At 63.1% G+C, this 13,317-nt stretch carries 14 protein-coding genes; 8 read left to right on the forward strand and 6 right to left on the reverse strand.

The genetic code is table 11. The features are described from left to right. Positions 1–45 precede the first annotated feature (45 nt). Both ACFDTG_RS04340 and eno read right to left on the reverse strand, forming a co-directional pair. The gene (locus ACFDTG_RS04340) at positions 46–378 is read right to left on the reverse strand and encodes a hypothetical protein (protein WP_375289785.1); all 333 of its coding nucleotides are present in this window, start codon (positions 376–378) and stop codon (positions 46–48) included. Positions 379–508: 130 nt separating this feature from the next. Further along, positions 509–1,798, reverse strand: a complete 1,290-nt coding sequence (gene eno / locus ACFDTG_RS04345) for a phosphopyruvate hydratase (RefSeq protein WP_375289786.1) — start codon at positions 1,796–1,798, stop codon at positions 509–511. A 176-nt stretch (positions 1,799–1,974) separates the two neighbouring features. Between eno and ACFDTG_RS04350 the strand changes: the two genes are divergently transcribed. The 5 genes from ACFDTG_RS04350 (at position 1,975) to ACFDTG_RS04370 (ending at position 4,290) form a co-directional block, all read left to right on the forward strand. Continuing rightward, a complete protein-coding gene (locus ACFDTG_RS04350) occupies positions 1,975–2,628 on the forward strand; it encodes a hypothetical protein (RefSeq protein ID WP_375289787.1) in 654 nt (217 codons plus the stop codon). A gap of 14 nt (positions 2,629–2,642) precedes the next feature. After that, the gene (locus ACFDTG_RS04355; RefSeq protein ID WP_375289788.1) at positions 2,643–3,065 is read left to right on the forward strand and encodes a phage holin family protein; all 423 of its coding nucleotides are present in this window, start codon (positions 2,643–2,645) and stop codon (positions 3,063–3,065) included. Further along, positions 3,062–3,394, forward strand: a complete 333-nt coding sequence (locus ACFDTG_RS04360; protein WP_375289789.1) for a hypothetical protein — start codon at positions 3,062–3,064, stop codon at positions 3,392–3,394. Before ACFDTG_RS04355 ends, ACFDTG_RS04360 begins: the two co-directional genes overlap by 4 nt. Before the next feature lie 33 nt (positions 3,395–3,427). Continuing rightward, the gene (locus tag ACFDTG_RS04365; protein ID WP_375289791.1) at positions 3,428–3,934 is read left to right on the forward strand and encodes a hypothetical protein; all 507 of its coding nucleotides are present in this window, start codon (positions 3,428–3,430) and stop codon (positions 3,932–3,934) included. A 113-nt stretch (positions 3,935–4,047) separates the two neighbouring features. Then, positions 4,048–4,290, forward strand: a complete 243-nt coding sequence (locus tag ACFDTG_RS04370; RefSeq protein ID WP_375289792.1) for a DUF4170 domain-containing protein — start codon at positions 4,048–4,050, stop codon at positions 4,288–4,290. Between the two features lie 295 nt (positions 4,291–4,585). Here ACFDTG_RS04370 and greA read toward each other — a convergent pair whose 3' ends face one another. From greA to carA, 4 genes are all read right to left on the reverse strand, one after another. Further along, a complete protein-coding gene (gene greA, locus ACFDTG_RS04375) occupies positions 4,586–5,062 on the reverse strand; it encodes a transcription elongation factor GreA (RefSeq protein ID WP_375289794.1) in 477 nt (158 codons plus the stop codon). A gap of 107 nt (positions 5,063–5,169) precedes the next feature. Next, positions 5,170–8,493 carry a carbamoyl-phosphate synthase large subunit gene (carB, locus tag ACFDTG_RS04380; protein WP_375289795.1) on the reverse strand — a complete coding sequence of 1,108 codons (3,324 nt, stop codon included), beginning with the start codon at positions 8,491–8,493 and terminating at the stop codon, positions 5,170–5,172. Next, a complete protein-coding gene (locus ACFDTG_RS04385) occupies positions 8,493–8,900 on the reverse strand; it encodes a ribonuclease E inhibitor RraB (RefSeq protein WP_375289796.1) in 408 nt (135 codons plus the stop codon). The genes carB and ACFDTG_RS04385 overlap by 1 nt, the downstream gene beginning before the upstream one ends. After that, a complete protein-coding gene (gene carA / locus ACFDTG_RS04390; RefSeq protein ID WP_375289797.1) occupies positions 8,900–10,075 on the reverse strand; it encodes a glutamine-hydrolyzing carbamoyl-phosphate synthase small subunit in 1,176 nt (391 codons plus the stop codon). Before carA ends, ACFDTG_RS04385 begins: the two co-directional genes overlap by 1 nt. A gap of 162 nt (positions 10,076–10,237) precedes the next feature. Between carA and ACFDTG_RS04395 the strand changes: the two genes are divergently transcribed. The 3 genes from ACFDTG_RS04395 to dnaG are packed head-to-tail and all read left to right on the forward strand — an operon-like array spanning position 10,238 to position 13,310. Beyond that, positions 10,238–10,690: a GatB/YqeY domain-containing protein gene (locus ACFDTG_RS04395; RefSeq protein ID WP_375289798.1), complete on the forward strand. Its 453-nt coding sequence runs from the start codon at positions 10,238–10,240 to the stop codon at positions 10,688–10,690. Further along, entirely contained in the window at positions 10,687–11,400 is a 714-nt protein-coding gene (locus ACFDTG_RS04400) for a hypothetical protein (protein WP_375289799.1), read from the forward strand. Before ACFDTG_RS04395 ends, ACFDTG_RS04400 begins: the two co-directional genes overlap by 4 nt. 32 nt (positions 11,401–11,432) lie before the next feature. Continuing rightward, positions 11,433–13,310, forward strand: coding sequence for a DNA primase (gene dnaG, locus ACFDTG_RS04405; RefSeq protein ID WP_375289800.1), 1,878 nt, complete (start codon positions 11,433–11,435; stop codon positions 13,308–13,310). Positions 13,311–13,317 lie beyond the last annotated feature (7 nt).

Raw genomic sequence — 13,317 nt, forward strand, 5'->3', positions numbered from 1 at the left:
CCTCGGGCGCAAGCTTGGAGGGAAAGCGGCTATGAGAGCAAGCGCCTAGGTGTTATTCCATGCCGGATGCCGGGCCGCCGCGACCACCGCGCCGACGTTGGCCAGGAATTCCGCGTGCTCGGGCGCGATCCCGGCATAGCTAGACGGATCTGGATCGTCGGGCACGAAATCGGCCCATCGCCCTCCGCCAGGCAGGCTGGCCTGCGCCGCTTTCCACGTGTCGAAATCGGGAGCACCGGGTTGCGGCCAAGCGGCATGAACCGCTTCGTACCATAGGCGGGCGGCGGCTTCGATATCGCCGGGGCCGATACGCCGGAGTTGCTCTTCGCGCTGGCGTTCTCGGAAGCGGGCCTGTCGTTGTGCATTTGAGAGCGCCATGACCCCGTTATGTAACGATACCGCGGCAGCCGTCAATCCGTTACGTAACGAAGATCAAGCACGGACCATCTGTTACGTAACGCCGACGAAACGACCGTGTTTCGATACATAACGAAAGGGGGGTCTAGCTTTACGACCGCGTCAGACGACCGAAGCACTCCTTGCCTGCATAAACCGCGCTGCTACCCAGCTCTTCCTCGATACGAATGAGCTGGTTGTACTTCGCGAGCCGGTCGGACCGGGCCAGCGACCCTGTCTTTATCTGGCCGCAGTTGGTGGCGACCGCCAAATCGGCGATGGTAGAATCCTCCGTCTCGCCCGAGCGGTGGCTCATCACTGCGGTATAGCCCGCCACTTGCGCGATCCGCACCGCGTCCAATGTCTCCGACAGCGTGCCGATCTGGTTGACCTTTACCAGCAGAGAATTGGCGAGTTCGTCTGCGATGCCCTGCTTCAGGCGCTGAGGATTGGTGACGAACAGATCGTCGCCCACAAGCTGGATCGTGTTACCGATGCGTTGCGTGAGCGCACCCCAGCCTTCGAAATCGTCCTCCGACATGCCGTCCTCGATCGAACGAATTGGATAATCGCGGCACAGCTCGTCGAGAAAAATCGCCATGTCATCACCCGATAGGGACAGGTTTTCGCCGGAAATCTCGTATTTCCCGTCGCGGTAGAACTCTGTCGCGGCGCAATCGAGCGCCAGCGCGATCTCTTCACCCGGCTTGAATCCGGCCTGTTCGATCGAGGCCATGATAAAATCGAGCGCATCGCGCGTGCTGGCGAGATCGGGAGCGAAGCCTCCTTCGTCCCCCACTGCGGTGGACAGCCCCTTCTGTGACAGGCCCTTCTTGAGCGTGTGGAACACCTCCGCACCCCAGCGCACCGCTTCCGCGATACTGTCCGCGCCCACGGGCATGATCATGAATTCCTGGATGTCGATGGGATTGTCGGCATGTTCGCCGCCGTTGATGATGTTCATCATCGGCACCGGCAACACATGCGCACCCACCCCGCCGACATACGCATAAAGTGGAAGCCCGCGCGCGTTGGCCGCCGCCTTGGCCACCGCCAAGCTGGTGCCCAAGATGGCGTTGGCGCCAAGCGATCCTTTATTCTCCGTCCCGTCGAGATCGATCATCGCCTGGTCGATGTCGCGCTGATCCTCGGCATCCAGGCCCAGAACCGCGTCGGCGATGGCAGTGTTGACCGCGTCGACCGCCTTGGTCACGCCCTTACCCAGATAGCGGGCCTTGTCGCCATCGCGCAGCTCAACCGCCTCGTGCGCGCCGGTGGAGGCGCCGGAGGGGACTGCAGCGCGGCCGAAGCTGCCGTCGTCGAGCAGCACATCCACCTCGACGGTGGGGTTGCCGCGGCTGTCGAGGATTTCGCGAGCGTGGATGTCGATGATGGCGGTCATATGGCCTCCGCTAGTTGTGTTGTATCTGCCCAGGACACCGATTAATTCGGATCCCATGCCACATTGTGTCGCGGCAGCGCTTATGCGGCGGAACATTGCGGCGCAAGCCGCGTTCGAACGACTAATACCGGACAATCGTGCGGATCCGCCGCGCGCATCAAAGAGGGAGCTTCAAGATGGCCGAAGAAACACCGACCACCCCAACCCCCAGGAAGCGCGCGGCATCGACCCGTAAGACGCCCGCCGCCGGCACCACGCCGAAGCGGGCGACGCGGTCCAAAACTCCAGCGGAGAATACTACCATGACCACCGAGACGCTTACGCCTGCCACCCCCACCACGACACCCGGCACCACAAATCACAAAACCGAGGCCAAATCCCGCTTCAACGCGGCGGTGAAGGAAGCCAAGGCGGGCGCCATGGCACTCAAGGCCGAGGCGAGCGAGCGTGCCGGCGCCTATCGCGGGCAGGCTGAGAAGCGCGGCAAGGGCTGGGCGAGCGATGCCAAGGCCTATGGCGAAGACGCCCGCGTGAAGGGCAAGGATCTTGCCACTCAGGGCAAGGGCAAGGTCGTCGAAGGACTCAACATGCTGGGCCAGACCATCGACGAGAATGCTTACTACGTGGACGAGAAGCTGGGTGCCAAATACGGCGACTATGCCCGCACTGCGTCGCGCAGCCTACGCGACTACGGTTCGCGTCTCGACGAGAAGACCGTCGACGAACTGGGCGAGGACGCCCGCCAATTCGTGCGCAAGAGCCCGGCCACGGTTGTCGGCATGGCCGCCGTGTTCGGCTTCATGCTCTCGCGCCTGTTTTCACGGCGCTGAGCCAGGAATCGGGGGTGCAGCAGGGGCGCACGGAATTCGTGGATGAATTGCCACCGGTCGCCGACGAGGATAGCTCGTCGGCGGCCACGAGGCACTCGTTGATAGATGATGTCGAGGCTTTGTTCGAGGACGGTAAGACCTACCTCGAAGCCGAAGTTGCCTTTCAGAAGAGCCGTGCAGGCTTTGCCGGCAACCGGCTTAAGTTCGCGGCTGTCTATGGCGCGATGGCGTTCGGTTTTCTGCATCTGGCGCTGATCGCACTTACAGTGGGCATAGTTATTGCTCTCACACCGGTGGTCGGGCCGTGGCTGGCTACGGCGATCGTTGTCCTGGCCCTGCTGATTGGTGGCGTCATCATGATCATTAAGCTGCGCGGCAAGGTGAATGACATCCGCCAGGCGTTCAGCGACCATTCGTCACAGGATCCAGCGGCATGAGCACAACGCGACGCGCAGAAATGATCGCCGACCTGCATCTTCGCGATGCCGCGCGTGAGTTGGTGCGGGCTGATATCCGCAATATCAAGGCGGACCTCCGGGCACGCGGCGTGGGAGCGCGGGCCATGGATCGTCTCGCCGAGGGCGCGAGCGACGTCTACGACGAAGCGATGGATGTCGCCGCCGACAACAAGGGGGCCCTCGCCGCGATCCTCGCGGCTGTTGTGCTATGGTTCGCGCGCAATCCGATCCTTCAGGCGGTCGGACTTCAGGAAGAAGATGCGGATGAAGCGGAACAAGAGGGCCACGGCATCCGTTCGATCTTCTGACGACACACACATTTTCATTTTCAGGAGCTTAGCATGAGCGAAGAGACAGGGACCAAAATCCTGACCGACGAGGAAAAGCGCGAAGCGCTGCGTGAAAAAATCGCGGCGAGCGAAGCGCGGCACGAGGAGCGCAGCTTCGCCGAACAGGCGCAGGCTATGGCTGACGAGGCGCTGGAGTTCGTGAAGGAAAATCCGCTTAAAACCATAGCCGCCGTGGCCGTTGGCGCGCTGATCATCGGGGCCCTTACGCGCCCAGGCCGCGAACTGGGTCGCAAGGCCGGTGGCATGGCGAGCGTCGCCACCGACGCCGCCGTCGCTTACGCTTTGGGCCTGTTCGATGCCGCCGGCGAGGTGGCCGAGGCAAGTGGTGACCGTCTTTCGGAGGCCGGCCATACCGCAGCGAACAGGGCGCGCAGGTGGCGTAACCTTGCGAGCGAGGAATCACATGAGCTCGCCGATTACCTGACCGCATCCGCCCGCCACGGCAGCAATCGCGCCGATCGCGCATTCAAGCGCCTGCGCGGTCGCCTGCCCAGCTGAACCTAGGGCTTATTCGCAACGCTGGCGGCGCGGCAGGCTTCCCCTGTCGCGCCGCTTGTCATATGGGCGCGCGGAATCGCTCGCTCCCCAGCCCTGAACACACGGATCTTGCCATGACCGAACAAACCACCGAGCAGACTTCCCGACAGCTACTCCACCTCGTGATGGGCGGCCGGGTGAAAGACCCACGTAGCGTCGAATTCGCGAACCCCGGTGAAATCGACGTGGTCGGTGTCTTTCCCAGCTACAACAGCGCCGTTGAGGCTTGGCGTGGCGCGGCGCAACGCACCGTTGATGATGCCGAGATGAAATACGTAATCGTCCACCTACACAAACTGCTGGAACCCAAGGACTGAGGGTGAGCTTCGTGAGATACACGCGGCGATCCCAGCTGTGGTGGCGCCGACAATAATAAGGCCGAGCGCGCGCTTCTTTCGACTGAAGCGCCGCTCGGCCCAATTCGTTGGGTCAAGGTAAAACAGGTCTCCGGACGCCTTAACGACATCCGCGGCGACAAGGCGTGGCAGGGCACGCCGACGGGACAAACTGCCGGAGAGCGAGTTCAATATGCCGTGGCCGGTGACGTTGCGGCCTTACGCAACAGGCTCATGACAACCCGCCGTTCGGCGAAAACTGCGCCGGACGGGATGGTCAGATGAATTCGATTTTATCGACCAGGTAGAACTTGTCGCCCGAAGGAACGGTAACTTCTACCTCTTCTTCCACCTGCTTGCCGATCAGCGCCCGTCCGATAGGGGAATTGTAGCTGATCCGCCCCTTGGCCGCATCAGCCTCGGTCTGGCCCACGATCTGGTAACGGATCTTCTTGTCGTTCTCGTCCAGCAGGGTGACTGTGGCGCCGAACACCACCTTGTCCCCTGAAAGCGTGGTCGGATCGATAATCTGCGCCCGGGTGACCTTGTCCTCGAGTTCGGCGATCTGTGCCTCGATCTGGCCCTGTCGCTCCTTGGCGGCATGGTATTCCGCGTTTTCCGACAAATCGCCGTGGGCCCGCGCCTCCTCGATCGCCTCGACCACCTTGGGGCGCTCTGCCCGCAGCAGCTTCAGATCCGCCGTCAGCTTTTCGTAGCCTTCGGCCAGCATCGGCACTTTTTCCATGGTAGCCATGTCGTCCTTTCACGCCCCCGCCCTCCCCCGGACGATTCGACACCTATCCGCTGTGGTCAGCAGATCGTTGTCGGGCGAATGTCGGGAAAGAGCTGAAATTCGTCTCGTTAGCTATAATAGTCCTGCAAGCTGCGTACTTCAAGCTGCCCTTCGTCCACCTCGGTGATGGCGCGCACCGCAGCGAGGCTGGCGGCGGCGGTGGTGTAATAGGGCAGCTTCTTCTCCAGCGCGCTCGCCCGTATCGACTGCGAATCGAGCAGGGATTGCCAGCCTTCGGTGGTGTTGAAGATCAGTGCGATCTCCCCGTCGATGATGGCATCGACGATGTGCGGGCGCCCCTCCGCCACCTTGTTCACCGGCGCCACGTCCAGCCCTTGTGCGGCCAGGTAGCGCTGGGTTCCGCCGGTGGCGACGGCGGTGAAACCGTGGTCGAGCAGGGCCTTCACCGCAGGTGCGATGATATCTTTGTCGCCGTCCTTCACCGATACGAACAGCTTGCCGGAACTGGGCAGCGGCATTCCCGCACCGATCTGCGCCTTGAGAAAGCTGGCGGGAAATTCCGCATCGATTCCCATAACTTCGCCGGTACTCTTCATCTCTGGTGTGAGGACCGGATCAGCACCGGGGAAGCGCGACCAGGGGAACACTGCTTCCTTCACCGCCATGTGCGCGGGGCGCAGATCGAAGGGATCGAACCGGTGCAGCGGCTCACCCGCCATCACCAGCGCGGCGATCTTGGCGACGGGTGCCCCGATCGCCTTGGCGACGAAGGGCACCGTGCGGCTAGCGCGGGGATTGACCTCAATGAGGTATACCTCCCCGTCCTTCACCGCGAACTGCACGTTCATCAGACCGCGCACTTCCAGCGCCTTGGCGAGCGCCTCGGCCTGACGCTCCATCTCGGCGATGATATCGTCGGGCAGGCTGTAAGGCGGCAGGGTACAGGCGCTGTCGCCCGAATGGACGCCGGCCTCCTCGATATGCTGCATCACGCCGGCGATGCGAACCTCGAAACCGTCTGAGATCACGTCCACATCGCATTCCACCGCATCGCGAAGATACTGGTCGACCAAAACGGGGCTGTCGCCCGAGACGTTGACCGCGGTGGCGATATAATCGTCAAGCTGGGCTTCGCTATCCACGATCTCCATGGCGCGCCCACCCAGCACATAACTAGGGCGTAGCAGCACGGGATAACCGATGCGCGCTGCGACGGCGGCGGCCTCGTCACGGCTTTTGGCGATGCCGTTCATGGGCTGCTTGAGCTTGAGCTTGTTCACCAGCCTGGCGAAGCGTTCCCGGTCTTCGGCGAGGTCGATCGCATCGGGGCTGGTGCCCAGAATGGGCACGCCTTCCCGTTCCAGCGCCGCTGCCAGCTTGAGCGGGGTCTGACCGCCCAGCTGAACGATCACACCCACAACCTCGCCCTTCGACATCTCGACGCGCAGGATCTCGACTACGTCCTCCTCGGTCAATGGCTCGAAATAGAGACGGTCGCTGGTGTCGTAATCGGTAGAGACGGTTTCGGGGTTGCAGTTGACCATGATGGTCTCGAACCCGGCCTCCGACAACGCGAAGCAGGCGTGGACGCAGCAGTAATCGAATTCGATCCCCTGTCCGATCCGGTTCGGCCCGCCGCCCAAGATCACAATCTTCTTGGCGTCGGTGGGCGCGGCCTCGTCCTCGGCCTCACCGAAGCTGGGCGCTTCGTAGGTCGAATACATGTAGGGCGTGATCGCTTCGAACTCGGCGGCGCAGCTGTCGATCCGCTTGAACACCGGCAGAACGCCCAGCTTGTGGCGCAGCTTGCGCACCTCTTCTTCGCTGGTGGCGCCGGCCATGGCGCGCAGCGCATCGTGGAGCAGGCCGCTGCGGCGCGCCTGGGTTTCGCCCAAACCGCCCGCGACACCCACGCTGCGCACGGCCAGCGTGGCAAGGCGCTTGTCGGAAAAGCCCATGGCCTTGAGACGGCGCAGCTCGTCTGCCGTGTTGGGCAGGCCGTTGTGGCCGATCATCTTCTCTTCGTAGACGATCGCCTCGATCTCGCGGAGGAACCAGCGGTCGTATCCCGTAAGGGCGTGGATATCCTCGACCGTGAAATCCTCGCGGAAGGCTTGCGCCACCTTGAGGATGCGGTCGGGCGTGCGCTGCGACAGCGATGCGGTGATCACCTCGCGGTTGACGCCTTCCAGTTCGGTCACTCGGTTGAACCCGTCGAGCCCGGTTTCGAGCCCACGCAGCGCCTTCTGCATCGATTCCTGGAAGCAGCGGCCGATGGCCATCACCTCACCCACCGATTTCATCGCGGTGGAAAGTTCCTGTTTGGCCCCCTTGAACTTTTCGAAAGCGAAGCGCGGGATCTTGGTGACGACGTAGTCGATGGTGGGTTCGAAACTGGCGGGGGTGGCGCCGGTAATCTCGTTACGTAACTCGTCCAGCGTATAGCCCACGGCCAGCTTCGCCGCGACGCGCGCGATGGGGAATCCGGTCGCCTTGGAAGCCAGCGCCGAGGAACGCGAGACGCGCGGGTTCATCTCGATCACGATCAGGCGCCCGTCGGCCGGATTGACCGCGAACTGCACGTTTGACCCGCCGGTCTCCACCCCGATCTCGCGCAGCACGTTCAACGACGCGGTGCGCATGATCTGATATTCCTTGTCGGTCAGCGTCAGCGCTGGCGCGACGGTGATGGAATCGCCCGTGTGGACGCCCATCGGATCGACATTCTCGATGGCGCAGATGATAATGCAGTTGTCCTTGCGATCGCGGACAACCTCCATCTCGTATTCCTTCCAGCCCAGCAGCGATTCCTCGATGAGGACTTCGGTGGTGGGGCTGGCGTCGAGGCCTTCGCGCACGATCCGCTCGAATTCCGCCTTGTTGTAGGCGATGCCGCCGCCGGTGCCGCCCAGCGTGAAGCTGGGGCGGATGATGGCGGGAAGGCCGGTGCGCTCCAGCACCGTATAGGCCTGATCGACCGTGGTGGCGACGCCGCTGCGCGCGCTTTCGAGGCCGATGGCATCCATCGTCTCGCGAAAACGCTGGCGGTTTTCGGCCTTGTCGATGGCATCGGCGCGCGCACCGATCATCTCGACGCCGTATTTTTCCAGCGTCCCGTCCGCATCCAGCGCCAGCGCGCAGTTCAGCGCGGTCTGCCCGCCCATGGTCGGCAGCAGCGCGTCGGGCCGCTCCTTGGCAATGATCTTGGCCACGATCGCGGGGGTGATCGGTTCGACATAGGTGGCGTCGGCCATTTCCGGATCGGTCATGATCGTGGCGGGGTTGGAGTTGACCAGGATGACCCGGTAGCCCTCCTCCTTCAGAGCCTTGATCGCCTGCGTACCCGAGTAATCGAACTCGCACGCCTGCCCGATGATGATGGGGCCGGCGCCGATGACGAGGATGGAGGAGATGTCGGTACGTTTAGGCATTACTGTTCTGTTTCCGGCGTCACTGCCGCCTCCCAACCGTCGTATTCGCAGCCGTACTGGTTCGCCATTTCTGAAAGTTGCGTAAGAGTGCCAAGGCGCCATTCTTCGTTCAGGATGTCGGCCCGCTCTGCAATTACTCCGTCGTCATCAACAGTCGGCCTGGTTCGGTAGCCCAATTTTTTCAACGCATCCCCGAGACCTTGGAAGTCGCCATCATAAAAGTAGTGGACTACGTTCCGGGGCTTACTCAAGTCGGCACCGTGCTCCTGCAATGCATTTAGCACTTGGCTTGCCTGCTCACTTTGACGACTAAAATCACTGACCACAGCGTTTGCTCCTTCGGCATTGCAAGCACCGCATAATGTGAGGAGAAATCCCGCACAGATAATGGTGAAACGTCCCTTCATCACAACATCCCCACGAACTTCTCGAACAGGTAGAAGCTGTCCTGCGGGCCGGGGCTAGCCTCAGGGTGGTACTGAACGCCGAAAGCCTTCCTGCCGGCGATGGAAATCCCGCAATTCGTGCCATCGAAAAGCGAGACGTGGGTCTCCTCCACGCCGTCGGGCAGCGTGTCCCCATCAATGGCGAAGCCGTGATTCATGCTGGTGATCTCGACCAGTCCCTCGCTCTCGCCCCATTCCTTGCCCACGCGCTGGACGGGGTGGTTGGCGCCGCGGTGGCCCTGGTGCATTTTGGCGGTCTTCGCGCCTGCCGCCAGCCCGAGCATCTGGTGGCCGAGGCAGATGCCGAAAAGCGGCACGTCCGCTTCCAGCAGCCCCCTGATAATTGGTACCGCATATTCCCCCGTCGCCGCCGGATCGCCTGGGCCGTTGGAAAGGAACACGCCGTCGGGGTTGAGCGCCTCGATATCCTCCAGAGAGGTGCGCGCGGGCACCACCGTCACCTTCGCGCCCGCCTTGGCGAGATAGCGGAAGATGTTGTCCTTCGCGCCGTAATCGATGGCGACGACATGCGGTTTGTCGGCATTCGCTTCGCCATAACCGAAGCCCAGTTGCCAATGCCCGCCCCGCCATTCCTCATGGCCTGCCCGCGTCACTCCGGGGACAAGGTCCAGCCCCTCCAGCCCCGACCATTTCTGCGCCTGACTGACCAGCGCATCGAGATCGAACTCGCCCTTGCGATAGTGCGCGATCACCACATTGGGTGCGCCCTCCTTGCGGATCTTGCGGGTCAGCGCGCGGGTATCAATGCCCGACAGGCCGATCTTGCCATTGGCGGCCATCCATTCGACGAATTCTTCCTGCGCGCGGAAATTCGAATGCGGCGTCACCTCCTGCCGCACGATGCAGCCCACCGCGCCCAACCCGCGGCTCTCCACATCCTCCGGATTCGCTCCGACATTGCCGATATGTGGAAAGGTGAAGCAGACGACCTGCGCATCGTAGGAGGGATCGGTCATCACCTCCTGATAGCCGGTCATCGCGGTATTGAAGCAGAGCTCGCCCACCGCATGGCCGGTGTGGCCGAAGCCCTTGCCCCAGACCACGGTGCCATCGGCAAAGACCAGAACCCCCGTGGCTCCAGATGGTTGCGCGTGCGAAAGGGCGGATCGGGCCATGGGCGCTCCGTGACAAGGTTTTTCGGCGATGTGTGCTAAGTCCCTGCCGCTAGAGACGCCTCGCCCCCGCGTCAACACAGGTTTGGCCGGAACGCTTGGCAAAACGACGCGTCATTCTATTGAGACGCCGAACCATCCACATCTTTTGTAAAATTGGACGCCATGATCAGGGACACGATCAAGACCGAAACCGTCACCGCCATGAAGGCGGGCGACAAGGACCGCACCGCCGCGCTTCGCCTCATCGGCGCGAAGATCAAGGATCGCGATATCGAATTGCGCACATCGGAGAAGAAGCCCGATGACGACGAACTCGTCACCGACGTGCTGATGAAGATGGCCAAGCAGCGCCGCGAATCGATCCAGATGTACGACGAGGGAGGCCGCACCGAACTTGCCGATCAGGAACGCCGCGAGTTGGCCGTGATCGAGGAATTCCTGCCGCAGCAGATGAGCGAGGAGGACACCAGGGCCGCCATCGCCACGATCAAGACCGATCTCGGCGCGGATAGCATGAAGGACATGGGCCGCGTGATGGCCGAGCTGAAGGCACGCCACGGCGCCAGCCTCGACATGAGTCGCACTAGCGGTTGGGTGAAAGAGTCGCTTTCATGAGAGCCTGCCCGGCCTTTTCCCTCTCTCTCTCTGGTGCCGTACTGCTCGCGGCGTGTTCGGGCGATTCGCCCGCACCCGAGCCCACGCCGACCGCGACCGTCGCCGCGCCGCGCACGCTGGTGGCGGCGGATTTCGATCCCTGGGCGCTGGGCGCGAAGATCGTGGGACCGCAAGGCACCGATCCGGAGTTCGACGTGCGGGCGGACGGTGAAATTTTTGCCACGATCACCAGCTATGTCGCGTGTCCGGCTCAGATGGCCGAATGCGATCCCGAGGCCCTGCCCGAGGGAACGAAGCTGACCTACGTCTATACCATCGTGCCGAACGGCCCCACCTCCCCTCCCGCGCCCGAACCCTCCGCCACCGATGCGGACGGCGCCCCGAAGGAAATTCCGCCCGCATTCTTCCGCACGACGAAGCCGGTATCCGGTTTCGCCGCCACACTGGGCTATTCAAGGGACCAGGCCGCCGCGGCGCTGGGGGACGAGGACGCCATCACCGTTTCGGTCGACGAAAGCCAGCTGATCTGGCGCGTGACCGGCGGCAGCGGGTGGAAGGCGGATATGCCGATAACCTTCTGGTTCCAGACCACGGCCGCTCCCGCCGGTCCGCGCGAAGCTTTCCAGCTCGAATGGAACGATCGGCGCTCTGCGGTCACTGCGCCCTTCCCTGCCGAAGAAAAGACTGTGGAGCAGGGCGCCCCCCGCTAGCGCGGGGGCCGCCCAGCAGTTAGGTTTTTCGCATGGCGCTCTCACCCCAATGGCTCGACGCGCTGCGTGCGCGCATCACGCTGTCGGCGGTGATCGGGCGCAATGTGCGCCTGCAAAAGGCGGGGCGCGAATTTCGCGCGTGTTGTCCTTTCCATGACGAGAAGACGCCCAGCTTCTACGTCAACGATGCCAAGGGCTTCTATCACTGCTTCGGCTGCCAGGCCCACGGAGACGCCATCCGCTGGCTTACCGATCACCAGGGCCTCGCTTTCATGGATGCGATCAAGGAACTGGCGAGCGAGGCCGGGATGGAGGTCCCCGCCCCCGATCCTCGCGCCGCGCGCCAGGCCGAAAAGCGCGCCAGCCTGCATGATGTGACCGGAGCCGCGCAGGACTGGTTCGTTGCGCAGCTTGCGACGAGCGAGGGGGCCAGGGCGCGCAGCTATCTGGCGGAACGCGGTATTTCGGAGGGCACGGCTCGCGAATTCGGTTTCGGCTATGCCCCCGAAGGCCGGCAGGCTCTAAAATCGGCACTGTCTTCCTTTTCGGAAGACATGCTGGTGGAAGCCGGCATGCGCATCGCGCCCGAGGATGGTGGCCGCGAAAACTACGACCGCTTCCGCGAACGGCTGATGCTGCCCATCCAGGATGCACGCGGACGGGTGATCGCCTTCGGCGGCCGCATTCTCGACAGCCGGGATGGCGTCGCGAAATACTTGAACAGCCCCGAAACCCCGCTCTTCGACAAGGGCCGCACGCTCTACAACCTGCACCGCGCCGCGCCCGCCTCGCGCAAGGCGGGCCGCATGGTGGTCGTCGAGGGCTACATGGACGTGATCGCGCTGGCGCAGGCCGGGATCGCGGAAGCGGTGGCACCGATGGGCACCGCGCTGACCGAGAACCAGCTGGACCTGCTGTGGCGCCATGTCGAACGGCCCATCCTGTGTTTCGATGGCGATGCGGCGGGCCAGCGCGCGGCCATGAAGGCGATCGGGCGTGCCCTCCCCCTGCTGAGGCCGGGCCACACGTTGGGCATCGTCCGCCTTCCTTCGGGCCTCGATCCCGATGACCTTCTCCGGCAAAAAGGCGCCGGTGCCCTTGAGGCGCTGCTGGCCGAGCCACAGAGCATGCTCGAAGCGCTATGGGATTTCGAACACGCCGCAGGCCCGCACCAGACGCCCGAAGACAAGGCCGGCCTCAAGGAACGGCTGCTCAGCCATGTCGATACGATCGCGCATCCGGATATTCGCTCGCTGTACCGGCGCGATCTGTTGCAGCGTTTCTCTGCCTTCGCCTTTCCCCCGCGCGAGCAGCGGCCGTGGGTCAAGGGCGAGTTCCGAAAGGGAGCGATCCAGAGGCCCGCGCCGGACGTCATGCGGACGCTTCAGCGGCTGGTACAGGGTGGTTCTCGCGGTGGCTTCACCGCTGCCGTACTGGCCGGCCTGGCGCGGTTTCCCGACCAGATAGCCCGCCATGAAGAGGCGCTATTGAAGCTGGCGCGGCGCGACAAAAATCTCGCACCGGCAATAGACGCGCTGATCGAAGCGGGCGAATCGCTTGATTCGCGCGCGGTTTCGCCCATATCAGTCATCAACGGCCTGCCTGCCCTTCCGGACAATAGTCTTTTCGCCTTTCTCGATGAAGGCACCGACCCGGACGAAGCGCGCGAGGATTTGGCCGAAGCCGTGTCGCTGCTGGTCGAAAGACCCGCGTTGGAAGCTGCCTTGTCGGCGGCCACAGCGCGTTTCGACCGCGATCCGGATGGTTCGATGGTTGAACAGGGCCGGTTGCGAGACCGCCTGTTGGCACTAGACCAGCGGTTGAAGCGTTTGGGGCGCAGGCGCGCTGCCTCGGCTCGTACATCCATTCAGGCTTCGCCGGTTTCGGCGGAATCGCACGTGACGGAATAGAAAAGAC

It is taken from the genome of Qipengyuania sp. (assembly GCF_042095715.1).
Lineage (GTDB): Bacteria > Pseudomonadota > Alphaproteobacteria > Sphingomonadales > Sphingomonadaceae > Qipengyuania.

What these genes read in the sequence shown, in the direction of transcription:
- ACFDTG_RS04340 (WP_375289785.1), bottom strand. Translation starts at nt 378, where the DNA reads ATGGCGCTCTCAAATGCACAACGACAGGCCCGCTTCCGAGAACGCCAG.
- dnaG (WP_375289800.1), top strand. Translation starts at nt 11,433, where the DNA reads ATGGCGCTCTCACCCCAATGGCTCGACGCGCTGCGTGCGCGCATCACG.
- ACFDTG_RS04360 (WP_375289789.1), top strand. Translation starts at nt 3,062, where the DNA reads ATGAGCACAACGCGACGCGCAGAAATGATCGCCGACCTGCATCTTCGC.
- ACFDTG_RS04370 (WP_375289792.1), top strand. Translation starts at nt 4,048, where the DNA reads ATGACCGAACAAACCACCGAGCAGACTTCCCGACAGCTACTCCACCTC.
- eno (WP_375289786.1), bottom strand. Translation starts at nt 1,798, where the DNA reads ATGACCGCCATCATCGACATCCACGCTCGCGAAATCCTCGACAGCCGC.
- carA (WP_375289797.1), bottom strand. Translation starts at nt 10,075, where the DNA reads ATGGCCCGATCCGCCCTTTCGCACGCGCAACCATCTGGAGCCACGGGG.
- ACFDTG_RS04395 (WP_375289798.1), top strand. Translation starts at nt 10,238, where the DNA reads ATGATCAGGGACACGATCAAGACCGAAACCGTCACCGCCATGAAGGCG.
- ACFDTG_RS04400 (WP_375289799.1), top strand. Translation starts at nt 10,687, where the DNA reads ATGAGAGCCTGCCCGGCCTTTTCCCTCTCTCTCTCTGGTGCCGTACTG.
- ACFDTG_RS04350 (WP_375289787.1), top strand. Translation starts at nt 1,975, where the DNA reads ATGGCCGAAGAAACACCGACCACCCCAACCCCCAGGAAGCGCGCGGCA.
- ACFDTG_RS04365 (WP_375289791.1), top strand. Translation starts at nt 3,428, where the DNA reads ATGAGCGAAGAGACAGGGACCAAAATCCTGACCGACGAGGAAAAGCGC.
- greA (WP_375289794.1), bottom strand. Translation starts at nt 5,062, where the DNA reads ATGGCTACCATGGAAAAAGTGCCGATGCTGGCCGAAGGCTACGAAAAG.
- ACFDTG_RS04385 (WP_375289796.1), bottom strand. Translation starts at nt 8,900, where the DNA reads ATGAAGGGACGTTTCACCATTATCTGTGCGGGATTTCTCCTCACATTA.
- carB (WP_375289795.1), bottom strand. Translation starts at nt 8,493, where the DNA reads ATGCCTAAACGTACCGACATCTCCTCCATCCTCGTCATCGGCGCCGGC.